The following is a 26,990-nucleotide window of genomic DNA, read 5'->3' as shown; positions in this document are numbered from 1 at the left end:
ATTGTATGAGGACTCATACCAAGATACTCATATATCCTACGCCAAAAGCCGTAAAAAGCAAGCAGCTGACAAAACTGTTCGTTTATGCGAACAGTTTTTACATGTCGTTGACGAATCTTTTTACAATTCTGTAATTTCCTACGCTTTTTTAGTTAGATTCGCTGGAACAGTGATTCTTTGCTATCATAAGAATTGAAAACGAGACTGGAGAGAGAGGTTCCCTTTTGTTTCGAACACCTTGAATGCACAAGAAAAAATTAGGAGGAGATTTTGTGGAAATTCGGTTATTAAAATATTTCTACACGATTGTGGAGGAAGGGACGATTTCTCAAGCTGCAGAAGTGCTCCACATCACACAACCGACATTGAGTCGACAATTAAAAGAATTAGAAGACGAGTTAGGGACGGCACTATTCACTCGTGATAATCGTAAAATGGTTTTAACGGAAGCGGGGCATTTTTTAAAAAGCCGTGCAGAAGAGATTTTGAGTTTGACAGACCAGACAATGCAAGCGTTTGAAGATCGTAAAAAACATTTATTTAGCGGTCACTTCACGATTGGCTGTGTGGAAGCAGATAATTCCGATACGCTTTCCTTGATGTTGGAAGAATTTATCAATGATTATCCTGATGTTCGCTTTCATATTCATAGTGGTACAGGAGATGACATCAGCGATCGTCTAGAGAAAGGCTTGTTGGATCTAGCGATTTTGATCGAACCGATCGAAATCGAGAAGTACGAAAAAATCGTTCTTCCACGAAAAGAAACATGGGGCTTTTTGACATCGGCTGATTCTTTTCTTGCGCATACAGAAGAAATTACACCCGAAGACATCAAAGGTGTGTCTTTATTGATCTCGAAGCGTCCAGAAGTACAACAAATGTTCAGTCAATGGTCGAAGACATCAGTGGAAGAATTGCCGATCGTAGGCACCTACAATTTAATATTCAATGTCTTTTCCTTGGTAGAAAATCATGTTGGTTCGGCACTGACTGTTAGTGGCGCTGTTGGTCAGCGAAGGAATGAGGCAATCAAGTTTCTGCCTTTAGTACCACAAATCGAGACCAGCTGTGTATTGGTCTGGAAAAAGAATCGGGTGCTGTCACCAGTCGTTATCGAGTTTATTCGGCGTTTTCGCGATTCCTTTCAATAGTCTCAGTGTAAACATCAAAAGAAGCGGTGATATCCGCTTCTTTTTTGTATATCGAAACCAGCTATGCTTTGTAAGCATAAGGTCTTGTGTGAAAAAGCATTAGCCAATCCAACTCGATTGGCTTACCATTAAATCTATCAGGAAACAAAGAGTAGGAGGTGACAAAATGGCGGCAATACTTGTTTGTTCACGAGCTGGTGAAAATCTGATTGAGGGACAGCTAAAAAAACTGGGCTTAGGAAATACGCAGATTCTAGCAGAGAAGCTGTCAGAGCAGCTGCAATGCCCCCTCTATACCCTTGCCCCTGTGGAACCTTATCCTGAAAGCTATCAGGCGATGGTCGAACAAGCACAAAAAGAAAAAGCTAGTAATGATTTTCCCCGCTATCAAACAGTACCGTCTGCGTTTTTTAAAGAACGGATACTATTTGTTGGATTTCCCAACTGGTGGGGGAGCTATCCGATGATCGTGGCGAGTTTTTTAAAAGACTATCATTTCGATGGGAAGATTATTTTTCCCTTTTGCACTCATGAAGGCTCAGGATTCGGCAATAGCCTAGAAGACTTTAAAAAAACTTGTCCTGAAGCCCTCATATATCCTGGATTAGCCATCCGTGGTTCACGAGTGAATAAGGCGGATACTGCCATTCAAAATTGGGTGGACCAGCATTTCATCACAATAGAAGAAGGAGTCGATCGATATGGTAAAGAAACAAACAGCAGGAAGAGATAACTTAGGCAAATTTGCGCCGAAATTTGCGCAACTGAATGATGATGTATTATTTGGTGAAGTTTGGTCACGTGAGGCAGAATTGGCTCCTCATACGAGAAGCTTATTAACGATATCGGCCTTGATTTCCGGTGGCAATTTTGAACAGTTGCCCGCCCATTTAACGATTGGCAAGGAGAACGGGATCACTGTAGAGGAAATTGCAGAAGTAATCACTCATCTGGCTTTCTATGTTGGCTGGCCCAAAGCTTGGTCTGCTTTTAACATCGCCAAAACGGTTTATCAAGAAGAGCTAGCTGAATTGGAGGAAAAATAAATGTCAGAACTCGATGCAGCAAAAGAAGCTGGAATCTTTTCACTGGGCAACACAAATGACGCCTATGCACAATTTTTTAGCGGTCAAAGTTACTTGAATCCTTTAGTAGCTGATCCAGCGATTCCAGTCAACGTTGGCAATGTGACCTTTGAACCAGGTTGCCGCAACAACTGGCATCGGCATATCGATGGTGGGTATCAATTGTTGTTGGTGACTTCAGGAGAAGGTTGGTACCAAGAAGCAGGGAAGAAACCGCAAAAACTTACTGTTGGGGATGTCGTAGTCATCAAGGAAGGGGTCAAACATTGGCATGGTGCAGCAAAAAATAGTTGGTTTGCCCATGTAGCGATTACTGCTGGTGCTTCAGAATGGTTAGAAGCAGTCAGTGATGAAGAATACGATCAATTGCCTGACGCATAAGCGATGATAAAGTAGCCGTACTGGAAGGCGTGTAACAAATCTTATGGGGTCTCATCTGACTGGCAACCAATAGTGTGGCTAGTCAAAAGAGATCGAAGACCAATGTGAATGAATGTACGGTCGAGCCGATGATTCACCCTTTGTAAATAGGAAAGAAAAAAGAAGCGTCCACTTGCACAGCTAACGTGCGAATGGACGCTTCTTTTTGTTTAGCCAAGATAAAATTCAATCAACGTTTTTGCAATTAGTTTTGTCATGGGATGACCTTTAGTAAAGCTTGATGCTAAATAAATCGTCCTTGATAAGGGGAAATCTGCTAGTTCACGTAAGACGAAAGGCGCCTGATTTTCATAGCCCCAAGTAATTTTAGGAAAGAACGTGATTCCTAGTCCTTGATTGATAAGGGAGCGCAGCGTCGCCGGATCGTCCGTCGTTGAACCGATAGTCAAACTGATTTTTTTTGCTTCAAAAGCTTCGTCGATGGTTCTACGCAGTGGGCTGTTTTCAACCAGCATCAGCAAAGGCACTTGTTGGATATCGGCAACTTGCAAGTCTTTTTTTTCTGCCATAGGGTGCTTTTGGGGGATCGCCAGTAAGATGGGTTCCGTGAATATCGGCAGATTAGTCAAGCCGTTCTTTGGCTCTGAGGTAATGTAGAAGGCTTGTTCTTTGTTGGTCTCCTTACTGCCGTGCTGCTTGATCGAAAGTTGGATCTCAGGGTGCTTTTCAACGAATGTCGCCACCAGGTTAGGCAAGGAAACGGATGCGACTTCAGAGTAGATCGTCACCGCCGGGACCATTTCTCCATTTAAGGCTTGGATCGCACTCATTCCTTCGTCGAAACGTGCTAACGTCTCAACGACATAGGGATAAAATTCTTCCGCATACATCGTCAACTCGATATGCCGACCGGCATGATAGAACAAAGGAACGCCTAGTTCACTTTCTAGGTGTTTCATGGCACGGCTCAAGGCAGGTTGTGAGATGTATAATTCTTGTGCAGATTGGGTAATATTTTTCGATTCGGCTACTTTTTTAAAGTAGCGTAAATGATCAAGGTTCATCAGATACTCCTCTTTCCATACCTTTTGGTTATGGATATTCATGAAACTGGTATTTTTTATTATAACAAACTTCCGTTATTATGACACAGGAAAGAGAAATTGTTTAGGAGGTGTTTCATGAGTACAGGTTTCTTATACCCAGGACAAGGCAGTCAGACCAGCAAGATGCTTGAGGACGTGCCTGCCAGTTATTTCCATCGGCTAGAACAGGCGACAGGCTTTGATTTACACCCTGTATCGGGGGATCTCAAACAAGATACCGTCTCTATTCAGTTGGCCCTTTTAGTAAAAGCAGCTTTTTACACGGACCAGATGAAAGCATCTGGTGTGCAACCTCAGCTTGTGGCGGGGCATTCGATTGGCGCTTTTTCCGCTGCGTTAGCTTGTGAAAGCTTGAGTTTCGAAAATGCCGCTAGCTTGGTCTATCATCGGGCGACATTGATGAAAGAAGCCTATCCGACTGATTATGCCATGGGGGTACTGGTTGGTGTAACGAGAAGTGAAGCAGAAGCGCTCGTGGCAAAAACATTTGATCCTGCTGCTCCCGTCTATTTATCAAATGAAAATTGCCCCATGCAGCATACGATCTCTGGTCATATCAAAGGCTTGCGCAAGACGCTAGCTCAAGCGAAAGATTATCATGCGCAAACCGCCAAACTTTTAGCAGTGCCTGTCCCGTCTCATTGTGTGTTGATGGCAGAACCCGTGAAACGGTTTGCGCCATTTATGAACACGGTATTCCTTGATGTGCCTATCTGTCCGTACCTCAAAAATACGGATGGTCGGATGACCATGAACCCTGAAGAGATCCGTCGCGATTTGCTGCAAAATATTGCTTATCCGGTGCAGTGGAACAAGATCATGGATGTTGCCTACGAAGCAGGACTTGATTTGGCTCTTGAATTTCCTCCTGGCAATACCCTAACAAAACTGATCCAAGCAAAATTTGGTGAAAACAAAGCGATCCGTGTGATCAATTTGGATCAACATGGCTTGGATGATGCTTTATTCCTATATCAAAAATGGAGATGAATAGAATGGAAAAACCTGCAAGAAACTGGGCAAGTAAACGTGAAAAGAAGGCCCAAACCATGAAAAAAATCGAGCATCTTCTCGATGGAAAATATGTCCCAACGGAAGCGATCATTGAAGTCTTAGAACAGTTGATCCGTCCGGGAGACAAAGTGGTCCTTGAAGGCGACAATCAAAAACAAGCAAGCTTCCTATCAAAAAGCTTAGAACAAGTCGATGCTCAAAAAGTCAATAATTTGCATATGATCATGTCGAGTATCTCCCGTCCAGAACATTTGACGATATTTGAAAAAGGCATTGCAGCGAAAATCGATTTTTCTTATGCAGGCGCACAAAGTACGCGCGTTGCCCAAATGATTGAAGACAAAACCATGAAATTAGGGGACATTCATACGTATTTGGAATTATATGGTCGCTTATTTATCGACTTGATTCCGAATGTGGTCCTTGTGGCGGCGGACAAAGCCGATCGCCAAGGAAATCTTTATACAGGTTACAATACGGAAGAAACGCCAACGATCGTCGAAGCAGCAGCCTTTAAAGATGGTATCGTGATCGTCCAAGTTAATGAAGTGGTCGATCGTTTGCCGCGGGTCGATATTCCCAGCGATTGGATCGATGTTGTCGTGGTAGCAGATCAACCGTATCAATTAGAAGCCCTCTTTACGAGAGATCCGCAAAACATTACGGAATTACAAATTTTGATGGCGATGATGGCATTAAAAGGAATCTATGCAGAACATGAAGTACAATCGTTGAATCATGGGATCGGTTTTAATACCGCTGCGATCGAGTTACTTTTACCAACCTATGGAGAAACCCTTGGAATCAAAGGAAAAGTAGCGAAAAACTGGGTCTTGAATCCTCATCCAACGATGATTCCAGCTATCGAATCTGGTTGGGTCGAAAGCATCCACAGTTTTGGTGGGGAAGTTGGTATGGAAAAATATATTGCCGCTCGACCCGATGTATTCTTTGTCGGAAAAGACGGCACGATGCGCAGCAATCGAGCATTATCACAAACTGCAGGTCAATATGCCATCGATATGTTTATCGGTTCGACCTTACAACTAGATTATCAAGGAAATTCTTCTACAGTGACGAAAGGCCGCTTATCTGGGTTTGGTGGTGCACCAAATATGGGGCATAATCCGGGGGGCCGTCGCCATTCGACTCCAGCTTGGCAATCCTTGCGGGATGAAACAGATCCTTTAGCAAAAGGACAAAAATTAGTCGTTCAAATGGTTGAAACGTATGGTTCCAATAAAAAACCTGTTTTTGTAGAAACGTTAGATGCGTTGGCTGTCCAAAAGCAAGCTGGTTTAGCCAATGCCCCAATTATGATCTATAGCGAAGATACGACGCATATCGTGACAGAAGAAGGCATCGCTTATCTTTATAAAGCAAACTCAAAAGAGGAAAAACAAGCAGCAATCGCAGCCATCGGCGGTGTAACCCCACTAGGAATGACCAGCACAAAAGCTTCTCTGGATGCCTTGCGCAAAGCGGGAATCGTGAAATTACCAGAAGACTTAGGGATCAAACGCAGTGATGCCAAACGATCATTGCTAGCAGCTCAAACCGTTGATGATTTGATCGAATGGTCCGATGGGTTGTACGAACCGCCAATGAAATTCAGAACGTGGTCTTAATAAGAGCAAGAGGAGAGAAGAAGAGATGGAAAAATTAGCTTATACGTATCAAACAACGAAACCAGTCACCAAAAAAGTCCATGTTGGCGTGGTTGGTTCTGGAGACTTGGAAATTCTGCTTTTTCCAACAGACAAACAAGAAACCACCGTTTCAGTTTGTACAGGAAGTGACGGCTTTGGCGATGTGTGGCAAAATGTCTTGACGCGTTTTTTTGAGCGCTATCCAATCAGTGCGCAAATAGTGATCAACGACTTTGGCGCCACTCCCGGTGTGGTTTACCTACGATTAACCCAAGCAATGGAGGAACTAGCAGATGAAGAATAGTTTTGTAGAATTAAATGCTCGAGAACGGGTGCACGCATTATTGGATGCCAAGAGCGGTCGTGAATTGATCGATCCATTCGACCAAATGATCGCACCCAATCTGGTGGCTCAAGACATCGTGCCACAAAGCGATGATGGGATCGTTGTGTGTCGTGGAACGATTTCTGGAGAAAACGTAGTCGGGATCGCTATGGAAGGGAAATTCCAAGGTGGCGGGATCGGTGAAGTTTCTGGTGCTAAAATCATCGCTGCATTGACGCATGTGTTGGAAGAAAACCAAAAGGGCAATCCGATCACACCGATCATCATCCCCGATACTGGTGGGGTACGCCTCCAAGAAGCGAATTACGGCTTATTGTCGATCGCAGAAATCGGCAATTTGATCGTTGCAATAAAATCGTATGTGCCAGTGATTGGCTTAGTGCCAGGTCGGGTGGGTTCTTTTGGCGGTATGTCGATTACCTCAGCACTTATGAGCTACTTGATAGCGACGAAGAAAGCCCGTATCGGTTTGAACGGTCCTGAAGTCATCGAACAAGAAGCTGGCGTGAGAGAATTTGATTCCAGTGATAAAGATTTGATTTGGAATACCATTGGCGCCAAACAACGTTTGGAAGCACAAATGATCGATGAACTAGTGACTGACAGTGTCGAATCGATCCAAGAAGCTGTGATTGCGGCGATGGTTGAAAAGAAAGACAGTCATCGCAGCGAAAAAAGTGGTTTTTATCTTTCTCTTTTAAACGAACTTGATCTATCAAAGCCGCTGACTATCGAGGCATACAATAAGGCTCTTGCAGCGCATAAAGCAACTGAAGTGGCACCTATTACTGTAACAGAAGGCCAAGAAGCTGCTGCTGACAGTATCGGTTATCATTGGTTTTCAGCATTGACGAATCTGCAGTTCCCAACCTCAACTAGTGCAACAGTCTATGCAGCTGCATCTGACCTTTTTACTGAAGAAGTCGTTGTTACAGCAATCGTGCCAAACCCAAATAATCCGATGTATCGGGTACGCAATGGAGAAGTTGGTTTAGTCGAAGGGTACGAGATGGGCCATCTGTTAGAAACTGTTTATCACGAAGACAAAGAGAAAGCAATCAAACGGCCAATCGTTGCGGTCATCGATGTCCCTAGCCAAGCGTATGGCTATAATGAAGAATTGATTGGTATTCATGCAGCTTTAGCAAATAGTGCGGCAGCTTATGCCAAACTACGCCAAGCGGGTCATCCAGTGATCGGTTTTATCGCTGGTAATGCGATCTCTGGGGCTTTCTTAGCGCATGGCTTGCAATCAAGTCGTCTGATCGCATTAAATAGTGAAAAGATCACTGTTCAAGCAATGTCAAAAGAAAGTGCAAGTCGGGTCACCAAACGGTCGATTGCAGCGATTGAAGCCGCGGCGGAAAAAGTACCAAGTATTGCTTATGATATCAAAAATTATACGAAACTTGGGGCAATCTTCACTTTCTTATCCTCCATTACGGATCAGTCTGTCACCTCTGAAAGCAAAGCGACTGTAATTGAAGCGATCAATGAGGCGATTGATGATGTGCGTAAAACGAATGACACGATGTTGACCAGTCGCTACAACAATCCGATCGCTAAAAAGAGCGGCCGGCTGGAAACGAATAACGTATTTGAAAAAATGAATGCAGAATGGAATGAGTAACGAATGAACCGTGCCCACGATATCGTTCAATTAGATAAAGAAGTTCTTGATATGATTGATATTCCCAAATGGTTTTCTGAAAAAGAACAGCTTTTTGCGACCGTCCGTCATGGGAAACCCCGTAACCCCAGCTATTTACCAGTGGGGTTGCGCGGGGAAAAGCGGCAAGAACGGTTTGCCTTTGAGGCACCCTGCAACATGATCAAACGAACGATCCATCCTTGGGAATTGATCACTCGTGAGAGCTTTCGATTCAATGAAGTAGCCAATTATACAGTTTACCGCAACTATCAACAAGCACGGCTTTTATTGAAGCACTATTCTTGGGGAATCGGTGGCAGCTTGGGTTTTGAATTGGCTGCAAAACAGGCAGCAATCAAGCCGACCAGTGATTTAGATCTGTTGCTTTATGCCGACACGAAAGAAAAGCTGCCACTGGAACTATTGGAAAAGCAGGCAGCCTTTTTTCAACAGATCGATGTTCAAGTTATCACAAAACAAGGCGGGTTTGCCTTAAAGGAGTATTTGGACCATCCATCAAAAAAAATCTTAGTAAAAACAGACGAAGGGCCAAAACTCACCACTGAGATTTGGTAATTATTAGAAAAGTGAGCGAAAAACATGTTTGAGAACAACGATTTAAAAATCAACATCAGTGATTTCCAAAAAGTATTTGCCGTGACAGCAGTAATGATGCAAACGATTTTGACTTTTGCCTTATCCAATACCCAAGATGAAAAGACTGCAGCATTCATCGGTCCCTTTTATGTCTTGGTGAAATTTACCGCACCCCTGTTTATTTTTGCTATTGTTTATAACATGGTTAAGACAAGTCAACATCTGTCTTATCTAGAATTTTTGAAAGAAAAGTTTTTTGAACTTGTCGTGCCATATGTGCTTTGGACGACGGCTTATTTATGGCTGTTTCCCGCTGTCCAACAAGGAAAACCTTATACTGACACAGCAACGTTTTTACTGAAATATGTGACGGGGGATGCGGCGCCACACTTGTGGTATACGATCATGATGCTGCAGATCCAATTGTTGATGCCGTTTTTTGTCTGGTTAGGCTACAAAGTGTTGACGAAGAAAAAAGCTGTTTGGCCAGTATTGATCGTCGCAACTGCTTTGTATGTCGCTTGGTATGTGTTTTATGATCGCCAAGTTTTTGAAGGACCGCATCATGAAAGCTGGTATTTATTGGATCGGTTTGTCTTTAGCTTTGTGATCTACGGGATCTATGGCGAGGCCGCTTTGATTTATCACGAAACCGTCTATCGCTTCCTATACAAGATTCGCTACGCTTTCTTGCCAGTGGGCTTAGCATTAGGGCTATTATCTGCCAATCATCTGCTACATTATGCAGGTGATCTAAGTTTCGCTCATGCACCGTATTTAAATACATTGCAAAGCTTATATAGCTTAGTATTGATTTTTGCAGTCTTTATGTTTGGATCAACCATGATCAAAAACAATGCCCCACAGTTAGGGACGTTTAAGTGGCTGTCTACTTATGCGTATCGAACCTATCTTGCCAATGTTTTTGTCTTTCAAGTCTTGTTGCTATGCTTCAAAGATTTATTGCTGCAACTGCCAATGGGCATCATGATCATCGTCGCTTATTTGGCAACTGCCAGCTGTGGTTTTTTAACAAGCTATGTTTTGCATGTTTTATGGGTAACGATCAAAGGTCAAATCAAAAACTAGAGGAGGAGTTGGATGTTTGCATTAGCTGTAGAAGAAAATTGTCGACGACTCGCCCAATTGGTAGAAGAAGCCTTGATTGCAGAAGTGACATTGTCCCCAAAACCTGGGTTAGTGGATGCCATTGATTCAGGTGCCCATCACGATATGGATCAAGCACTCTTTCTACGATCAGCTCGAGCATTGACGCCATACTTTGAAGAAATGGCCTTGGTGTCTTGGGGAAGCAGCATGTCTCAAGAGTTGCGGGAAGCAATCGCTGCAATCGGTCGGAAGGCAGAACAGGCGATGTTGGCAGCCACTGGTGGCATCAACACTCATAAAGGAGCCATCTGGGCATTAGGCTTGCTCATCAGCGCCGTCAGTAGCCAACTTAGTCGCAAACAGCGGATTTTTTTACCAGAAGTCTTTTCTGACATCCAGCTTCTCACTGCATTTCCTGATCGCGCGCTGATTCAACAAACAGAAAGTCATGGCAAAACTGTTCAAGCCAAATATGGACATCTCGGTGCGTATGGGGAAGCTGCTGCTGGGTTCCCTCATGTTCAAATCGCTCTAGCAGATTATTTTTCTCGGGATTGTTCCAATGAGACCAAAAAAAGGCTCCACATGCTGTTGGCGATCATCGCTACGCTGGACGATACGTGTATTTTATACCGCAGCAATCAAGAGGTACTGGCACTGGTTCAGCAACTCGCACAAAAAGCCAATCAGCAAGCGTTGCCGAACCCAGCATTTCATGCACTAGCAGCCTTCTGCCAGTCAGAAAATGTGTCTCCAGGCGGCAGTGCTGATCTGTTGGCTGCCAGCTTCTTTTTATTGTCCATCAACTCGGTTTTACCCGTAAACGAAGGAAAGACCGTTTACCAATAACTCTTTTCCTTAGAAGAAAGGCAACGATTCTTCTAAGGATTTTTTGTTTCATTTTTTCGCTCGATTAAGAAAAATAAAATCTCTTGCTATTTGCATAGTTTAATGATTAGATAATTCTTAGGCACTACTGAAATGCTTCGTTGCTCCATTGCAACGAATAAAGGAGTTACAGATGAAATACTATAATGCTTTTCTTCAAAATCTTGTGTTGCGGCGCTGGACTGTCCTGTTTATGCTTGCGGGCATTCTTTTTTTGTTTCGCAGTCTGATGACCATTCTTTTGCTGACCTTTATCTTTACGTATCTGATTTATCGGCTGGTTCTTTTGCTCCATCGAAAAAGCCATCTGCCCATCAAGCTTACGAGCATCCTGACCTACAGCTTGATTGTTTTTATTCTTTATTTAGTAGCAACAAATTATGTACCCATCATCATCAAACAATCCGTCCAATTAGTCAATTCCGTTGCTGATTTCTACCAACGGACAGACTCCAATAATGAATTGATCGAATATGTCTTGAATTTATTGCAGACCAGCGAATACATCCAGAAATTACAAAGCGGCGTTCTAGTCGTGATCAATTATCTGTATAATTTCGGTGAGTTGGCGTTGACTGTGCTGATCTCCTTTCTGCTTAGTTTCTTCTTTATGATCGATAACAAAAAGACCGTTGCGTTTTCTCGGCTGTTTTTGCAAGGGCGAGGGGCGTGGTTCTTTGAAGATGTTTACTATTTAGGGGCTAAGTTCACGCGGGCTTTCGGAAATGTGATCGAGACGCAGTTGGTGATCGCCTTAGTCAATACAGCGATCACTGTTTTCGCCTTAGCGGTGATGGGCTTTCCGCAGCTGTTGAGTTTGGCGTTGATGATTTTCTTTCTCAGCTTGATTCCTGTTGCTGGTGTGATCATCTCGTGTATTCCATTGACGTTTATTGCCTATTCTATCGGCGGATTTAATGACGTGATCTACATTTTATTCATCATAGTGTTTGTTCATGCGTTGGAATCCTATATCTTAAATCCCCGCTTGATGGCTAATAAAACAGAGATCCCGATGTTTTACACGTTTATTCTCCTGTATCTTAGCGAACATCTCTTTGGCTTGTGGGGCTTGATCATCGGGATCCCATTGTTCACTTTCTTTTTAGATTTAATGAATGTGAAAGAGATTCCGCGATTGCGTAAAAAAACCGATGACACCTTGCAGGACCAATAAAAATGATTGCTGTAAAGGATGGCAATTGATAGAAAAAACCATCTCTGCCGATGAAAGGCGAGATGGCTTTTTTATTTCGCAGCAATTTTTTTCGTAAAGGAGACAAAGCAGATTGCTGAAGAGGGGCTTTGAAACCTGCCTGTTGGGAAATACCCCAAAGAATGATAAAAGTGAACCAGCTTGGGTTCGTGCCGTCGGTGTTTTATTGAAAAAGATCATTTATCGATGTAACCAAGTCGTCATAGGTTTGACCGGTAGCGATTGCATAAACGGAAAGCAAAAAGACGAGTGCTGCTGCCAACACGTAAAAAATACGGAGGCGATAGCCGTCACCTGTCCGGCGATTTTTTACAAAAGTAAAAACCGTCACAGCTAGATAAGCGAAGGTCAATAAACAAATAAGATACGTAATAATTTCTGGAGTCATAAGCGTTTTCCTTTCTTTTTTTCGTTTGTATAAAAATATAATATAACCATTTCGATACCGTCAAAGAAAGCGCTCAATTTTTGATACAAAAAACTGACCGAGTGGTAGCCACTGGTCAGTTCTATTCAAAAACGATGGGGCATGATCTTAATTGTCTTTTTTTCCGCATCTAGTAAGCTTCTTAGTTCATCAGCTAAAGCGATACAGGCAATGCTATCTGTTAAGGACATCAGGGGATTTTCGAGTTGTCCTTGTGCAAGAGCGGTGTGAACTGCTTGAATCTCTGAATGGAAATCATCGATCTCGTACCCAATATCATAGACCATGTCTTCTTGGTCAATCGTCACGGTAAAAGAAGCGGGGCGATGGAAGTTGGGGATCGTGATTTTCCCTTTTGTTCCTTGTAATTCCGCCACCGTCTCTTTTGTTTGGTCAAATCCAGTCTCAATCACTGCGACAAAGTCTTCACTGACAAAGCGTGCTTCAACGTAGGTATCAACCCCAGTTTCATAAAGGCTGTAACCGATCAATTCGGCAGTTAAATTTTCTGGTGAAAAATCTTGAATAAAGGCTAAGTTATAGATCCCCATATCCAGTAAAGCACCACCTTGTTTTGGCAGATAATGATAAGAACTGCCTTCGACTGGTAAATGGCGGCGAAAAGTAGTCGTAACACTGGTCAGCTCGCCGATATGACCACCATCCACAAGTTCTTTTAGTTTGCGATACGCTGGGGTGAAGCGTGGCTTCATAGCTTCCATAAAGAAGACTTCGTGTGCTTGGGCTTGTTTTTGTACATCGCGCATTTCTTGTGCAGTCAAGGTTGCTGGTTTTTCACATAAAACAGCTTTTTTCGCTTGAAAGGCTTTGATGATCCATTCATAGTGATACAAATGCGGCAAAGCAATATAAACGACATCGATAGTTGGATCATCTAATAGGTTTTGGTAGTCATCAAAGACGACGTCACACGGAAATTTTGCTTGAAACGCTTGCGCTTTTTCCATCGTACGACAAGCAACCCCATAAAGCTGGGCGTCTTGAAAATTTTCTAAACTTGCAGCAAAGCGATTGGCGATATTTCCGGCACCAATAATTCCCCAATTGATCATTTCATTTCCCTCTTTTCTTCAGTTGACGGGTATTCTGAGAGAATCCCTGATTCCAAAACAGTTTGTTTTTTTCTTAACTCGACAATATTTTTTTGGTATTCTTTGGCATACAGCAATGCAAACAGTGAATCTAAAATATACTCAAAAGCGACCTGTGAAGAAAAGGTACCGACTTTGAGAAAATCACGTTCATCATGAGAAGCGATGATCGCATGGGTCGCTAATGGGATGATTTTCGCATAGGCGTTACCAGAAATCACAATCACTGGTACGCCGACATCACGAAAGTGCTGCATGATTTTTTCGTATTGCGTATTTTTCCCACGGTAGGTAATAAACACGGCACAATCATTTTGCGTGACGTTCGATGCATTCCACGCATCATCCCCATATTCATCAGCAACGATCAGATACTTATTGATTTTGACTAACTTATTTTGAAAACTTCTTGCCCGAATCTGAGAATCGCCGCGAGCAAATAAGAAAATCCGTTGCGCAGCTTCCAACGATTGCACCACTGCTTCCATCGTTTCTGGGGCAACCTGAGCGTGGGTTTTGTGGATCGAGTTGATCGTTAGATCGGCCATTTTTTTCAAAATGTCAGGTGTTTGATCCTTGGGCGAAAAGGGGAAATTCGCGTCAACAAAGGTTGGGTTGAACATCTGATTATGGGCAATTTCAGCCAGACCTAAGCGAAAACTTTTAAATCCTTCATACCCCATCTTTTTGGCTAGACGAATGACGGAAGAGTGGGATGTGTAGGTATGCTTGGCGATGACTTCAATCGTCAACGAAGGCACATCATTGATATTTTGCAAAATATAATCGGCAATCCGTTTCTCCGTATTGGTCAATCCTTCTTGAAGCCGTAATTTATCTCCTAATAACATCAAACCACCTCTTTCTAATCATAGCCTAGGACAAAGAAAACCAAAAGCAAAAACTGTACATTTTTGTCAATTTGGTAAAAATGTTCAGAACCACTGAGCAGTTTGCGAAAAAGTCTGGTCAAAAGAACCTGTTTTTGGCAAAAGACTTCCCATTTCGAAGGATTTCATCAATAATCAAGCTATCAATTCATAGGAGGCGTCACAATGTTAACTATCGCATATCTCGGAAACGGAAAAAGCACCAATCGCTACCATCTGCCTTTTTCAACCAAGCTACAGGATAAGATCAAAGTAAAGACGATCTATTCACCAAGCGGAAAGCTGACCTGGCCAACACTAGAAGGCGTTCATTACACCTCTGACTTAGAGGATATCTACCGTGATCCTGAAATTCAATTAGTTGTGGTCACGACCCCCAGTCATTTGCATTATGAATTAGGCAAGGATGTCTTGCTTCATGGGAAAAATGTCTTGATCGAAAAACCTTTTACGGAAACTTCGGCACAAGCAAAGGAATTGTTCGCACTGGCGCAGGAGAAAGGCTTGTTTGTGCAATGCTATCAAAATCGCCGCTTTGATTCCGATTTTTTGACCACGCAAAAAGTGATCGAAAGCGGCGTGCTCGGAGATCTCTTAGAAGTAGAGATGCATTATGATTATTTTCGTCCAGAGATTCCACGGTCAGTGACCGAATTTTCATTGAATACTAGCTACTTGTACGGACACGCTTGTCATACACTGGACCAAGTGATCTCCTATTTTGGACAACCAGACGATGTCCATTATGAGGTTCGGCAATTGCTTGGAAAAAATCGCATGAATGATTACTTCGATTTGGATCTGTTTTATGGTCGAATGAAAGTCTCAGTCAAATCTAGTTACTTCCGATTAAAAGAGCGGCCTAGTTTTGTCGTTTATGGCGAAAACGGCGTTTTTGTAAAACAAACCAAGGATCGACAAGAAGAGCATCTAAAACAGTTTTATCTCCCAGATCATGCCGATTTTGGGATCGATTTGCCAGAGCACTATGGCACACTAACTTATATGGATGCTAACGGGAACTACCATGAAGAAAAAGTCATCTCTGAAATTGGTGATTATAGCCGTGTGTATGAGGGCGTCTATGAAACGATCATCCATGGCAAAGAAAAAATCGTGAAAGACGAAGAAACGATTTTACAAATCGAAATGTTAGAAACAGGCATCAATCAAGTGATCACTGAGTCATAAGGCAGAGTGATTATGGGGCTTTTGACAAACAAAGCGCCTGAAGGCATCAACTGACTCAACGTAAAGGAGTTGATCCGAATCGAACCTTCAGAAATCCTGCAAGAAGAACAGCAGCTGCAGTTTGCTCATTTTGACAATGACCTCGCATTGCGGTTGGTTATTGCCATCGATCAGTACGTTAAAAGGAACTACCCGAAGCCGGTAGGGATCAAAGTTGTTCATCAGGGCTTGCCGATCATTCGATTTTTAATGGCAGGGCGAAAAGAGAGCCCTTGGCTTGAAAGAAAAGAACGAACGGTACTAGAAAGCGGGCATAGTTCACTATACGTCTATGCGCAAAAAGATAGAGATATACAATTTGCTAAGTGGGCACAAGACGAACATTATGCAATTTGTGGTGGTGGTTTTCCAATTATCGAAGACAGAAAAGTCACTGGTGCTATCTGTGTGTCAGGTTTGGCCCATTTAGAGGATCATAAAGTGGTCACTGAAGTATTGAAACAAATGATCCAAGAAGATAGAAAAGGGGAAGCAAGATGAACTTAGCGATTTTAGGGGCAGGCATGATCGTCCATGATTTTTTAACGGTGGCAGGGGATGTCCCACAACTTGAACTGTCCGCTATTTTTGGGACAGAAAATGATTTAGAAAAAATGAATCACTTAAAACAGCAATACAAGATTCAAACCGTCTACACAGAGTTAGGGGCATGTTTGGCGGATCCATCCGTTGACACCGTGTATGTCGCACTGCCCAATCATTTGCATTATTCCTTTGCCAAAGAAGCAATCCTCGCTGGCAAACACGTCATTTGTGAAAAGCCATTTACGTTGCAGACACGAGAATTAGTAGAATTAGCAGAAATGGCTGCTGCCCACAAGGTGCTTTTGATCGAAGCCATCACAAATCAGTACTTAGCCAACTATCAAGGAATAAAAGCGCAGCTTGAAACATTGGGAGAGCTGAAATTGATTGAATGCAACTATTCGCAGTATTCTTCTCGTTATGATTTATTCAAAGAGGGAACCGTTTTACCTGCATTTAACCCGAAAATGGGTGGTGGGGCATTGATGGATATCAATATCTATAATATTCATTTTGTCGTCGGGCTTTTAGGAAAACCAAAAAGTGTCCGCTATTTTGCTAATGTCGAACAGGGGATCGATACTTCTGGCATGCTGTTTTTAGACTATGAACAAACAAAAGTCGTTTGTATTGGCGCCAAAGATTCGACAGCGACGATTCGTTCAACGATCCAAGGGACGAAAGGATCGATCATCGTCAATGGGCCGACGAATATGCTTGCCAGTTATGACGTTGAATCGGTTCATGGGGCAAAAAGCCATCAGGATCGCAGCGTTCACGGACATCGTATGTTTGAAGAATTTGTCCGCTTTGCACAAGCCATTCACGAAAATGATCAGGCCTTTGTCAAGGAACGCCTTGCCCATAGCAAGCTGGTGATGGAAGTCGTGGAAAAAGCATTGGCAGATGCCCAGATCGTATTAGGATAATCGCATCAATGAGGAAAGACACCAGCTTCTTAGAAAAGTTGCTGGTGTCTTTGTCTGTTGTCTTATTTTTTCTTCTTTAAACTCAATAAGGTTAGTGGGATACCCAAGATGAGGTAGCCGACAATCGTCATCAAACAGACCGCCAGCCAAAAGTTTTCTACTGCTAGAAATGCAATCAGGCCATATGCCGCCAGAATCGAGAGAAAATAAAAAAGAAAGAGCTGAAAAAAACGTTTAAAACTCACAGTCATTCATTCTCCTTTGTCGTTAAACTGACAAGAAAAGTATACCACATCAAATGCAACTTCAAGGGCTGATTGTGATCATTCGCAGGAGCCACAAAAGGCGAATTGTTTTGTCGGCTGACCGTGATTCGCTATACTTGAAGGGAAGAGAAAGCGCAGGAATATTTTTTTAGGAGAAGGAGGAGACAGATGAAAAAGGTGGATGTACTGATTATCGGAGCGGGTCCAGCTGGAACGGCTGCTGCCTACGGGTTAAAAGCCAAAGGTAAGACAGTCGCGATCGTTGAAGCCGATTTATGGGGTGGCACTTGTCCCAATCGCGGGTGCGATCCGAAAAAACTACTGATGCGAGGCGTAGAAGTCAAAACAGAGGCGAAACGTATGCAAGGCAATGGTGTTCAAGGACAGGTAGCCATTGATTGGCCGGCACTGATGGCGTTTAAGCGCTCGTATACCGATCGGGTGCCAGAGTCAACCAAACAAGGGTTACTAGCAGAAGGGATCACTACTTACTACGGACAAGCCGCTTTTCGTGATGCCCATACGGTCGTCGCGGACGCAGAAGAGATTCAAGCAGAAAAAATAATTATTGCGACAGGACAGCGTCCAGCCGTACTGCCCATCGTCGGCAAGGAGCATTTACAAAGCAGTACTGATTTTCTTTCCTTTGAAAAGATGCCAGCAACGATTGCTTTCATAGGTGCTGGGTATATTACCTTCGAATTGGCAATGATCGCTCAAGCAGCAGGTGCTGAAGTTCATGTGATCCATCATAATGACCAGCCGCTAAAAGGATTTGATGCTGAATTGACCGCAGAAATGGTTCGTTCAATGCAGGACCAAGGCGTTTCGTTCCACTTTAATCAGAACACGCGGCGAATCACGAAAGAACAAAACCACTATACGATCCAGACACAAGCATTGTCTCTCACCGTAGAAGCAGTGATTGGTGCCACGGGACGCAGACCCAATAGCGATCAGCTGCAACTGGAAAAGGCAGGGGTAGAAACGTCAAAACAAGGGATCGTAGTAAATGAGTTTTTGCAGACTAGTCAAAGACACATCTATGCAATTGGGGATGTGCTAGCGAAAAAGCAGCCCAAACTGACGCCTGTTGCCAGCTTTGAAGCCGCCTATCTTGTCGATCATATAGATGACCAGAAAACACCCATCCGCTATCCGCTGATCCCTACGCTGGTTTTTGGTGCGGAAAAACTAGCAAGAATCGGGATCAGTGAGCAAGAGATTGCCGATAATGCCTCAGAGTATCATAGCGAGGTGATGGATCTTTCTTCTTGGTATACCTATCGACGAATCAATGATCAAGATGCAAAAATCAAATTGGTTTATAACACATCTGATACCATCGTTGCGGTCACGATTGTTTCTGCATTGGCCGATGAGTTGATCAACCACTTCGTTTTTGTGTTGGAGAATCAGCTATCGAAAGAAGCGCTGGCCCAAATGATTTTTGCCTACCCAACACCTGCTAGCGATTTGTCCTATTTTCTATAAATAATCAAACAAGCCTGCGCTAGTTTCCGCTAGCACAGGCTCTAAATTATTATGTCCGTATTGACTATAGTCCGTGAACCTTAAATGAACCTTAAAGTTAGGCTGGGTTTCATTTAGGCAATGTCTTTGTTTTCTAGTAACCCTAGGTTTAGGCTTTTTTTGACAGTCGGCGGACAGCTGCAATCAGTAAGATCGCTGACAAGAAGAGTCCGACCAAATAGATGATGAAAACAGAATCTGGCTCATAGTGCCGATAATTGAATATTTTTACCATAAAAAAGAGAAACGGGATCGCTGCAATAAGGGTTGAAACGAAACGTTTCCGCCATTGTATGAAAAACGATCCAATCACTAGAAAAAGACAAAACGGGATCCAAAAGACCAAATGTCCGATAAGTTCGATTTTTCACACCTCCTAGCAAGTAAAATCATCATAACGTTTCTTCCTAAAAAGCAAGCGTGAAGGAAAAAATAATCCCATTAGGCATGTATGAAATTATGAGTGGAGTCTTCTGAAAAGTTCACAAGAAATCTGAGAATTTCAAAAGGAAATGAAAAAACGAACGGTTAGGAATATCCCAATAGTCCGAGACAAAAAATACCTCTTGCAGCATTCATTTTGACTTGAATCCTGCAAGGGGTACTCTTTTGTAGAAAATCTGGTGCTTTATTCAATTGATATAAAAGAAATGCCTAGGAAGGAGCAGCAGTCCTTTCTTATGGCAAGATGTTCTTACTATAAAAAAGGGAAATGACCATACCTATGTCCAACAGATCCTTATAATAAAATCCTTTTAGTGGACCAATGTGTAAGAAAAATCCGAGAATCATTAATACAAACAGCAGCAGAAAAAGCAGGTTGAAAGCGGTCATCAAGCGAAAACTGAAATGCCAATTACTCAGGAAATACTGATATTTCGCTGCTCGGTAAACTTTGTTTTGAATCGGAATTTTCTTGAGTGCAGGGATCGATTCATGATAGGACGTAAATAATTCGTAGTCTTTTTTCGTCAGTACTTCTGAGAAAATGTGCGTCCCTGCCTGAAAGTCGAAATAGCCCCAATGGAATTGTTCTTTATCCTCTGGTGATTCGTGCTTCATCAGCTTTCTTGGCTTGATCGTGAACGCCTTGATGGTCTCATAGGGGTAACTGAAATAGGTGTTACTTTCTAAATAGTCGATGATGACCAGAAAAAGCATGCGGGTTTCTGTGAAAACTAACAAACGATTGCCGCGGGTATCATGAAAGATGTCACGGTATGCTTTTGCTTTCTCGGTTGTTGCATAGGCATAGGCGCCAAGTCCTTGATTGGCGAAGGCGAGGTTTCCATCTGGCGTCAAAGGCAGATAGCCAAGAATCGTTTCGTCTTTTGCTAAAAGCGTCTGAAGCTCCTCTAATAGATCTTGCAAGAAAACATATTGTTTGGACAGCTCGAAAGTTGTTGCTTTTACTTGTTCAGATATTTTTGTCAGTGAATTGTTTTCATTTAAGACTAACTGTTTAAAATCCATCGATAGTCATCCTTTCTTTTAAGCGTTTGCGGCCACGGGAAAGACGATTGTAGATCGCTGAGACATTTAAGTTCGTCTGCTCTGCGATGGTTTCTGGTGACTCTTGGTAAAAATAGTAGAGCAGAAAAATCCTTTGATCAAGGGCTTCAAGGTCTTCAATAAAGCCCAAAAAGGTTTCCTTTGTCAAAGGTGATTCTTCAATAGCTAGTTCCTGCTCATCAACAGGTTTTTCTTCCAGTGAGCGCTTGTTCAACTTCCGCTTGTGGTCAATCGCACGACTACGACTGATCAAAAGCAGCCAAGTAATCAAGCGGCTTCTTTCTGGTTGGTACGCAGCAATCTTTTGCCAAACCTCGTAAAAAACTTCGTTCGCTACATCTTGGCGCTCGCTCACTTCATGCGGTTGGGAGAGGACACTATGAATCGTCCTCAGCATGCTATCACCATAAACAGCTAACAGTTCTTCTAAGCCGGCATAGTCTTTCTTTTTGATTCGTTCAATGATTTCTTCATCCTGCACCTTTTTCACCCCTTCACACTATATACGAAGAATGTTTGCCTTTTCTATCAGAAAAAGAAAAAAACCTCTGTTAACGAGGTTCATGTTCTTTGGCCAGAAGATCTGTTGCCAAGCGCTGGGCCAAATATTCCCAAAGAATGCCGCCAAAAAAAGCGCCTATCATATAAAGAATGACTGCTTGCAGCTCCAATGGATTATTTGCTAGCCAGAAAGAAAATAGCGAGCCGATGATGAATAGGTAGCTGCCAAAAAGCACTTGCCGCCACGAGCGTTTTTTAACAAACTTGCTAATGAGAAAGGTTGAAAGGATCATCAAGAGAATTTGGATGAATGCCAGCGAAGGCAAAAGTGCAAAGTCAGAAACAACCATTTCCCAAAATTGTTGAATCAAGAAAAAGAAAGCAAAGAGAATGAGCCCGCTTGATAATGTACTAAGCCGCAAGGAAGATATTTTTTTTTGCATTGGTTTACTCCTTGAAAGGTTTTCTTTATTATAGCAAATTTTTAGTTAAATAATGTAAAAAGATGAACGAGAAGGTCTGCAAAAAAACTACTCCTACATGTGCCTACTTTTAGTATACTTGAAAGAAACGAGTGGATGGACTCGATATATAAGGAGGATTTCATGCCAACGATTCTTTTTGCGCCTGCGGTATTCAACTTGGCTGAAACGACAAGGATGATCGAAGTCGCTAAACAAATGCAAGGAAATCACCACTGCGAGTTCTTTGGTTTTTCAAATACCTTTGCTTCACTTATCACTGAAAGTGGCTTTACGTACCATTTGCTGACGCCGACTCTGACAGAAAAACAAGAGGAACAGATCATAAAATTAGATCAACTACGCTCAATCAAAAATCCCTTCACCAAAGAGATGGTTGCCGCGCGTATTCTGAGCGAACAAAAGCTGATCGATAAACTTGCTCCTCAGGTCATTGTAACTGGATCGAATGTCACGATCTTTCTATCAGCTCGCAGCAAACAGATTCCCTTAGTCTACGTAAAACCCTATGCGATGAGCGATCCCTTTTTTCGATCAGATAGCGCATTTATCCCTTCTAGTTTGCGTTTCTTCGGACCGCTAAGGAAACCACTTTGGTATTGGATAAGAAAACAATTGGTAAAATCCCGCTGGATGCCCCGAGCATTCAAACACGCTGCTCAAACAGAAAAACTTTTTATGCCTGAAACGAGCTTACGAATGATGGACGCTGATTTAAATCTCATCACCACTCCTGATTTATTTTTAACGAAAGAGCAGCTGCCAGAAAATTATCAAATCGTTGGGCCGATTTTTGCGAAGCTCGGGTCTTCTTTACCAGACGAAGTGTTGACTTTTATTCAACAAAAGCGGCGGGAAAGAAAACGAATCGTTTATTTTGCGATGGGCAGTTCGGGGAATCCGCGCATGGTGCGAAAAATCTTAGCTTTCTTGCGAAACCGTTCGGAACTAGCGATCATTGCTCCGGTTACACATCTACTCAAGGGGAAACACAACGACTCAGAGAATCTGTTCTTGACCGAATATCTGCCAAGTCATCTATTGCATGAGCATATCGATTTTTCTTTTATCCATGGTGGGGAAGGGACTGTTCAAACAGCTTGTGCATCTGGGAAGCCGTTTATCGGAATTGGGATGCACTATGAGCAATGCTGCAATATTCAGTACTGCGTGGCGTATGGCAATGCAATCGCGCTGACAAAACCATTAACTGAGAAAAAGCTGGAAGCTGCCCTGACTGAGGTTGGAGCTCCGAAGATTTGCCAACAAGCCTATCAGTTAAAGAAGGATTTCCCGACAAATGGTCCTCAGAAAGCGATGCAGGAGATTGAACACTTTTTAGAAAAAAACAATTTTTCTAAATTTTCCTATTAAAAAAGAGCGATTATCATTGAGATAATCACTCTTTTTTAATAGAGATCTACTAGCATCAGCAAGCCTGGGACCCACGTAGTGAAGATACCACAAGCGATCGCAAAATAATGAATCTTACGACCAAAGTTTACCTTCACGATCGTATCCAAAAAGCCGCAAAACCATAACGCTCCCCATGTTAACCAAATCAATGCAAAGAGGGGATCTTGCTCCCATTGCCAAGAGACCCAAGCAAAAGGTAAGGTATTGATGGCTACGAATAGTGCGAAAATCCCATAAATACGTAGATCTAAATCAAAAAGGTAAATGATCCCTACCAACAAATACGTGAAGGCAAAGAGAAAGCCAGTGCCTGCTTCATAATAAGCGCCTTGAAGCATATAGATTAGATTGATAATAAAAGATAACGTACCTGTAAAAAGATTGATCAAAGCAAGTGAGCGGTAGTCAATGTGAAGTAAGCTGCCCCATCCGTTGATTATCAAAGTAATTCCTACAAAAAATAAACCGATCCCTAACATAAAATCCTCCTTTACTTAAATTTAGAATAACAAATTCTAAGAAAAAATAATAGCTCTATTTATTTTTAGGTCAATAAAAAGGAAAATAATTTTGAAATTTGCTATTTTTGCTGCTAAATTTGATAAAATCAATACCAAAGAGCGCTGCTAGCCGATGCTTTTCTCGTTAAGGGGAAAATTCCAGCGTTTAAAAGTAACTTTAACTCGTTGGAAGAATGGGAAAAGAGAGAGGAACAATAGATTTTCAGTGTATTAATTGGACAAAAAGCTGACGAGGCAGTAGCTTATCGGTTTTTACGAATTTGCAGCAGTGAAGACTGTTTTGCGGAAAGGAGGAATTATGCCGAGAAAAGATCGAATCTTACTTTTTATTGACGAATATATGCAAGCTCAAGGTTGCGCACCTACCATACGAGAAATCTGTGCCAATGAAGAGATAAAAACAACTTCTTTGGTTTATCGTCATTTATTGCGTCTTGAAAAAAGAGGCCTGATTTACCGAGCTTATCGCTTTAAGTCACGTTCGGTTCGTTTTACAGACGAAGGGAAGGCCTATGTCAAAGTGTTGCGACAAGCACAAGCCAACGAAGAATAAATAAAACCAAAATAAAAAAGCCTAAGGCTTTTTTATTTTGGTGCACGGTAGCCGGCAGCTTCCGCTTCAGCGATGGTTTTGAACCATTCTTTCGGGTTGGTAGTATCCTCGTAGTATTTAGATCCGGGCAAATGATAGATGCCGCTTCTTGATCCTTTGATCAAACCGTTTCCTTGTTGATCGACATATTCTTTCTGTTTTTCCTCTGTTTCACTGCTTTGAGAAGTGGCTGTTGTCGTGTTGTTTTCACTACTTGTAGCATTCTCCGGCTGCGTCATATCTTCGTTGGAAATCTCGCTGCTACCATCCGCATAGTTGATTGTGACACCATCTTGGATGTTGAAGATATAATAGTTGAATTGGATCGTATCCTCGCCAATAGATTGGGCTTGCATCTGTACCCCACGGGCAACCAGCTCGTCATCGCGATAGATCGGGGTGACGGAATATCGGACATAATGATTTTTATCTTGCTTGAGATAATAGTTGATATCCATTTCTAAGCGCAACATCTCGGGATTGTTCAACTGACTTGTCCCTGTGATCAGATTCTTCCAGTTTGCATTTTCGCCAGCTAAAGCAAAGCCAATCAAGTGGGTTCGATTATATAAATATTTCCCATTGGGGAGCTGTTTATTACGCCAACCTGTCGGTTTCACACTGGAAATATCGCCACGCTTTTCCGTGGGCATCAAGGATTGATTCAACATTGCTTCAGCAGATGTCGCACGATTGAGGTGATCGAGGTCGCCGTATGCTTCCCAGGCGCCATTTTCAAGGGAAAGATCATCTTCTGAAAACTCAGGAATGTTCTGATTGACTTCAATCGTTTGGGTGCCTTGGTAAGTTAACTGTGCCAGCTCATCTGCACGAATATCCTTAGCAGAAGTGACTGCCACTTCTGATGATGGTGTTTTGTGATTTGGGAATAGATCATTACTGTGTAGGAAACTAAATCCGACTGCTGCGAGTGCGAGAAGCGCAGTGACCGATCCGATAAATGTTTTTTTCTTTGCCATCTTTTTTTGCCTCTCTTTTCATTGATGTATAGTTAGCATAAACGGGGAGTAAAAAAACTGCAACCCATTCATCATACCATTTGCATGGAGCGTTTTACAGAACTTTCAGGTTTCTTTTGCTTTTTGATCTCAAATGTTCTTAACCCACTTTCTTTACCAAGGGAACATGCCTGAATGGTTTTTTTTTATTTGCAAGTCAAATTTTTCATGTTTTAAAAAAACTATGTGATATAATGAATAAAGTTGTTGCTATTTCCCTTTGATGCTTGTTTTAATAACAGGCATCTCCAGCTGCGGAACGAAATTTCAGCTGTATAGCACGCAACCTTCAAACGAAAGAAATCTGGACAATTTTCTGAACGATTTCCTTTCTTTCTTTGAGCAAAATTACAGGAGAAGGAGTGTATCCCATGAACCAGCAAGAAACCATCTTACATTATTTAAATCAGAAAGACTCTGAAAAATTAAAAGAACTCGTATCAGGAATGGAAGAGCTGCCGTTGTTACAATTGTTCAGCAATTTATCCGCGGATGAAAAAGTGATCGTTTTCCGACTATTACCGAAAGATAAAGCACTTATCCTGTTTGAAGATTTGACACCAGCTACACAACAACACTTATTACGCTCTTTCACCGATGAACGGGCAACCGAGTTTGTGAACGAAATGGCACCAGATGTCCGAGTAAGACTCTTGGATGAGTTGCCAGCGACCGTAACACAAAAACTTTTACAATCAATGGCACCGGATGAACGTGCTGCAACAAACCTCTTACTAGGGTATGAAGCCGAAACTGCGGGTCGTTTGATGACACCGGAATTCATCACATTGAAAAAAGATATGACGGTCAATCAAGCGTTAGAAAAAGTGCGAATGCAAGCCAAAGAAAAAGAAACGATCTATACGCTTTATGTTACTGATCAAACGAAAACGTTAGAAGGTGTTTTGTCGCTGAAAGATCTCTTAATGGCACAAGGGGAGCAACGCATCAGTGAGATCATGTCCCAAAAAGTTATTTATGTGACCACGGACACCGACCAGGAAGAAGCAGCCCGTTTGCTAAATGAACTAGATATCATTGCGCTGCCAGTCGTAGACAAGGAATCACGAATCGTTGGGATCATTACCGTCGATGACGCGATCGATGTCATCGAGCAAGAAACAACGGAAGACATGTTTAATGCCGCTGGTTTAGTCGATGTTGCTTCTAATGAAGCAGACCGTAGTAATGTTTTGATCAATGGCAGCCTGTGGCAAATCTGGAAAGTCCGCTTGCCATTCTTAGTGATCACGCTTGTTGCTGGGCTTTTAGCTGGGGTCGTCATTGATGAATTTGAACAAACGTTGGAGTCGGTGGCAGCCGTTGCGATTTTTATTCCTTTGATCATGGATATGGGTGGAAACGTTGGTACACAATCCTCTACTGTATTTGTTCGGGGAATGTCGTTAGGGCATATTGATCTTTCAACCTTCACCCGCCATTTCTTTAAAGAAGTTTGGATCGGTTTGAGTCTAGGCTTGATCGTCGGGATCATCTCTGGAACCGCTGCTTCACTTTGGCAAGGGATCCCGATGTTAGGGGTCGCTGTTGGGATTTCATTAGTTTTTGCTATGACCTTAGCCGCAGCACTTGGCTTTTTAGTCCCGTTTGTACTTATTAAACTAAACATCGACCAAGCAGCCGGTTCGGCACCGATCATCACCTCGATCAAAGATATTGCTGGCTTGTTTATCTACTTCGTTTCAGTAAATGTTCTTTTGGGTCATTTGCTTTAGCATACTGTCCGTTCCAGTGGTATAATAAAGCGACATCGCATGATGAGCACAACATAGAAAGGGGAAATGTCCTATGACAAA

At 42.5% G+C, this 26,990-nt stretch carries 29 protein-coding genes; 19 read left to right on the top strand and 10 right to left on the bottom strand.

The genetic code is table 11. The annotated features are described in order from the left end of the window. The first annotated feature begins 272 nt into the window (after positions 1 to 272). The 4 genes from IGJ15_RS08160 to IGJ15_RS08145 all read left to right on the top strand — a co-directional run bounded on the left by IGJ15_RS08160 (position 273) and on the right by IGJ15_RS08145 (position 2,620). Positions 273 to 1,154 (top strand): LysR family transcriptional regulator, encoded by an 882-nt coding sequence (locus IGJ15_RS08160; protein ID WP_430599445.1) that lies wholly within the window; start codon positions 273 to 275, stop codon positions 1,152 to 1,154. 166 nt (positions 1,155 to 1,320) lie between these two features. Next, entirely contained in the window at positions 1,321 to 1,887 is a 567-nt protein-coding gene (locus tag IGJ15_RS08155; RefSeq protein ID WP_333719149.1) for a flavodoxin, read from the top strand. Beyond that, positions 1,856 to 2,200: a carboxymuconolactone decarboxylase family protein gene (locus tag IGJ15_RS08150; RefSeq protein WP_201689094.1), complete on the top strand. Its 345-nt coding sequence runs from the start codon at positions 1,856 to 1,858 to the stop codon at positions 2,198 to 2,200. The genes IGJ15_RS08155 and IGJ15_RS08150 overlap by 32 nt, the downstream gene beginning before the upstream one ends. Beyond that, the gene (locus IGJ15_RS08145) at positions 2,201 to 2,620 is read left to right on the top strand and encodes a cupin domain-containing protein (protein WP_194192817.1); all 420 of its coding nucleotides are present in this window, start codon (positions 2,201 to 2,203) and stop codon (positions 2,618 to 2,620) included. 209 nt (positions 2,621 to 2,829) lie between these two features. Here IGJ15_RS08145 and IGJ15_RS08140 read toward each other — a convergent pair whose 3' ends face one another. Then, a complete protein-coding gene (locus tag IGJ15_RS08140) occupies positions 2,830 to 3,684 on the bottom strand; it encodes a LysR family transcriptional regulator (protein ID WP_333719150.1) in 855 nt (284 codons plus the stop codon). A gap of 117 nt (positions 3,685 to 3,801) precedes the next feature. Between IGJ15_RS08140 and IGJ15_RS08135 the strand changes: the two genes are divergently transcribed. From IGJ15_RS08135 to IGJ15_RS08100, 8 genes are all read left to right on the top strand, one after another. After that, positions 3,802 to 4,716, top strand: a complete 915-nt coding sequence (locus IGJ15_RS08135; RefSeq protein ID WP_010748321.1) for an ACP S-malonyltransferase — start codon at positions 3,802 to 3,804, stop codon at positions 4,714 to 4,716. 5 nt (positions 4,717 to 4,721) lie between these two features. Next, a complete protein-coding gene (gene mdcA, locus IGJ15_RS08130) occupies positions 4,722 to 6,368 on the top strand; it encodes a malonate decarboxylase subunit alpha (protein ID WP_015509676.1) in 1,647 nt (548 codons plus the stop codon). Between the two features lie 25 nt (positions 6,369 to 6,393). Then, entirely contained in the window at positions 6,394 to 6,693 is a 300-nt protein-coding gene (locus tag IGJ15_RS08125) for a malonate decarboxylase subunit delta (RefSeq protein WP_005226050.1), read from the top strand. Continuing rightward, positions 6,683 to 8,365: a biotin-independent malonate decarboxylase subunit beta gene (mdcD, locus tag IGJ15_RS08120; protein WP_430599444.1), complete on the top strand. Its 1,683-nt coding sequence runs from the start codon at positions 6,683 to 6,685 to the stop codon at positions 8,363 to 8,365. Before IGJ15_RS08125 ends, mdcD begins: the two co-directional genes overlap by 11 nt. A gap of 3 nt (positions 8,366 to 8,368) precedes the next feature. Beyond that, complete coding sequence (locus tag IGJ15_RS08115; protein WP_142968425.1) at positions 8,369 to 8,962, top strand: malonate decarboxylase holo-ACP synthase; 594 nt, start codon at positions 8,369 to 8,371, stop codon at positions 8,960 to 8,962. A 24-nt stretch (positions 8,963 to 8,986) separates the two neighbouring features. Then, on the top strand, positions 8,987 to 10,072 hold the full coding sequence (locus tag IGJ15_RS08110; RefSeq protein ID WP_430599443.1) for an acyltransferase family protein: 1,086 nt from the start codon (positions 8,987 to 8,989) through the stop codon (positions 10,070 to 10,072). A gap of 12 nt (positions 10,073 to 10,084) precedes the next feature. Then, positions 10,085 to 10,942, top strand: a complete 858-nt coding sequence (locus IGJ15_RS08105) for a triphosphoribosyl-dephospho-CoA synthase (protein ID WP_005231353.1) — start codon at positions 10,085 to 10,087, stop codon at positions 10,940 to 10,942. A 172-nt stretch (positions 10,943 to 11,114) separates the two neighbouring features. Then, positions 11,115 to 12,158 carry an AI-2E family transporter gene (locus IGJ15_RS08100; RefSeq protein WP_060791910.1) on the top strand — a complete coding sequence of 348 codons (1,044 nt, stop codon included), beginning with the start codon at positions 11,115 to 11,117 and terminating at the stop codon, positions 12,156 to 12,158. A 202-nt stretch (positions 12,159 to 12,360) separates the two neighbouring features. Here the strand turns inward: IGJ15_RS08100 and IGJ15_RS08095 are convergent, their stop codons facing one another. From IGJ15_RS08095 to IGJ15_RS08085, 3 genes are all read right to left on the bottom strand, one after another. Beyond that, entirely contained in the window at positions 12,361 to 12,585 is a 225-nt protein-coding gene (locus IGJ15_RS08095) for a hypothetical protein (protein ID WP_005226057.1), read from the bottom strand. Between the two features lie 125 nt (positions 12,586 to 12,710). Continuing rightward, the gene (locus tag IGJ15_RS08090; RefSeq protein ID WP_167823247.1) at positions 12,711 to 13,697 is read right to left on the bottom strand and encodes a Gfo/Idh/MocA family protein; all 987 of its coding nucleotides are present in this window, start codon (positions 13,695 to 13,697) and stop codon (positions 12,711 to 12,713) included. Further along, positions 13,694 to 14,587, bottom strand: a complete 894-nt coding sequence (locus IGJ15_RS08085) for a MurR/RpiR family transcriptional regulator (protein WP_074535856.1) — start codon at positions 14,585 to 14,587, stop codon at positions 13,694 to 13,696. Before IGJ15_RS08085 ends, IGJ15_RS08090 begins: the two co-directional genes overlap by 4 nt. A gap of 204 nt (positions 14,588 to 14,791) precedes the next feature. On the opposite strand from IGJ15_RS08085, the gene IGJ15_RS08080 reads away from it, so the two are divergent. The 3 genes from IGJ15_RS08080 (at position 14,792) to IGJ15_RS08070 (ending at position 17,331) form a co-directional block, all read left to right on the top strand. Beyond that, a complete protein-coding gene (locus IGJ15_RS08080; protein WP_005226060.1) occupies positions 14,792 to 15,817 on the top strand; it encodes a Gfo/Idh/MocA family oxidoreductase in 1,026 nt (341 codons plus the stop codon). 69 nt (positions 15,818 to 15,886) lie between these two features. Then, on the top strand, positions 15,887 to 16,357 hold the full coding sequence (locus IGJ15_RS08075; protein ID WP_333719154.1) for a heme-binding protein: 471 nt from the start codon (positions 15,887 to 15,889) through the stop codon (positions 16,355 to 16,357). After that, positions 16,354 to 17,331, top strand: a complete 978-nt coding sequence (locus IGJ15_RS08070) for a Gfo/Idh/MocA family protein (RefSeq protein WP_167823249.1) — start codon at positions 16,354 to 16,356, stop codon at positions 17,329 to 17,331. The genes IGJ15_RS08075 and IGJ15_RS08070 overlap by 4 nt, the downstream gene beginning before the upstream one ends. Positions 17,332 to 17,393: 62 nt before the next feature. Here IGJ15_RS08070 and IGJ15_RS08065 read toward each other — a convergent pair whose 3' ends face one another. Next, the gene (locus IGJ15_RS08065) at positions 17,394 to 17,582 is read right to left on the bottom strand and encodes a hypothetical protein (protein ID WP_201704909.1); all 189 of its coding nucleotides are present in this window, start codon (positions 17,580 to 17,582) and stop codon (positions 17,394 to 17,396) included. 183 nt (positions 17,583 to 17,765) lie between these two features. On the opposite strand from IGJ15_RS08065, the gene IGJ15_RS08060 reads away from it, so the two are divergent. Then, a complete protein-coding gene (locus tag IGJ15_RS08060) occupies positions 17,766 to 19,091 on the top strand; it encodes a dihydrolipoyl dehydrogenase family protein (RefSeq protein ID WP_333719156.1) in 1,326 nt (441 codons plus the stop codon). A 717-nt stretch (positions 19,092 to 19,808) separates the two neighbouring features. On the opposite strand, the gene IGJ15_RS08055 is transcribed toward IGJ15_RS08060, so the two are convergent. The 3 genes from IGJ15_RS08055 to IGJ15_RS08045 all read right to left on the bottom strand — a co-directional run bounded on the left by IGJ15_RS08055 (position 19,809) and on the right by IGJ15_RS08045 (position 21,586). Next, positions 19,809 to 20,603, bottom strand: coding sequence for a hypothetical protein (locus IGJ15_RS08055; RefSeq protein ID WP_081117174.1), 795 nt, complete (start codon positions 20,601 to 20,603; stop codon positions 19,809 to 19,811). After that, complete coding sequence (locus IGJ15_RS08050) at positions 20,593 to 21,132, bottom strand: sigma-70 family RNA polymerase sigma factor (protein ID WP_167823252.1); 540 nt, start codon at positions 21,130 to 21,132, stop codon at positions 20,593 to 20,595. The genes IGJ15_RS08055 and IGJ15_RS08050 overlap by 11 nt, the downstream gene beginning before the upstream one ends. A 61-nt stretch (positions 21,133 to 21,193) precedes the next feature. Next, complete coding sequence (locus tag IGJ15_RS08045) at positions 21,194 to 21,586, bottom strand: hypothetical protein (RefSeq protein WP_167823253.1); 393 nt, start codon at positions 21,584 to 21,586, stop codon at positions 21,194 to 21,196. 162 nt (positions 21,587 to 21,748) lie between these two features. On the opposite strand from IGJ15_RS08045, the gene IGJ15_RS08040 reads away from it, so the two are divergent. Next, a complete protein-coding gene (locus tag IGJ15_RS08040) occupies positions 21,749 to 22,999 on the top strand; it encodes a glycosyltransferase (RefSeq protein WP_167823254.1) in 1,251 nt (416 codons plus the stop codon). Between the two features lie 35 nt (positions 23,000 to 23,034). Here IGJ15_RS08040 and IGJ15_RS08035 read toward each other — a convergent pair whose 3' ends face one another. Continuing rightward, positions 23,035 to 23,520: an AmiS/UreI family transporter gene (locus tag IGJ15_RS08035; protein ID WP_005226071.1), complete on the bottom strand. Its 486-nt coding sequence runs from the start codon at positions 23,518 to 23,520 to the stop codon at positions 23,035 to 23,037. Between the two features lie 340 nt (positions 23,521 to 23,860). Between IGJ15_RS08035 and IGJ15_RS08030 the strand changes: the two genes are divergently transcribed. Beyond that, positions 23,861 to 24,115, top strand: a complete 255-nt coding sequence (locus IGJ15_RS08030) for a LexA family protein (RefSeq protein ID WP_016620130.1) — start codon at positions 23,861 to 23,863, stop codon at positions 24,113 to 24,115. 32 nt (positions 24,116 to 24,147) lie between these two features. On the opposite strand, the gene IGJ15_RS08025 is transcribed toward IGJ15_RS08030, so the two are convergent. Beyond that, positions 24,148 to 25,134 carry a DNA/RNA non-specific endonuclease gene (locus tag IGJ15_RS08025; protein ID WP_008379949.1) on the bottom strand — a complete coding sequence of 329 codons (987 nt, stop codon included), beginning with the start codon at positions 25,132 to 25,134 and terminating at the stop codon, positions 24,148 to 24,150. A gap of 410 nt (positions 25,135 to 25,544) precedes the next feature. Here IGJ15_RS08025 and mgtE point away from each other — a divergent pair, with 410 nt between their 5' ends. After that, positions 25,545 to 26,909: a magnesium transporter gene (gene mgtE / locus IGJ15_RS08020; protein ID WP_074535841.1), complete on the top strand. Its 1,365-nt coding sequence runs from the start codon at positions 25,545 to 25,547 to the stop codon at positions 26,907 to 26,909. The last annotated feature ends 81 nt before the right edge of the window (positions 26,910 to 26,990 follow it).

Origin of the sequence: Enterococcus sp. AZ079, assembly GCF_050547255.1 — a bacterium.
Lineage (GTDB): Bacteria > Bacillota > Bacilli > Lactobacillales > Enterococcaceae > Enterococcus_D > Enterococcus_D casseliflavus.
The sequence above is the reverse complement of the archived record's forward strand: the minus strand, read 5'-3'. Positions and strand labels throughout refer to the sequence as shown.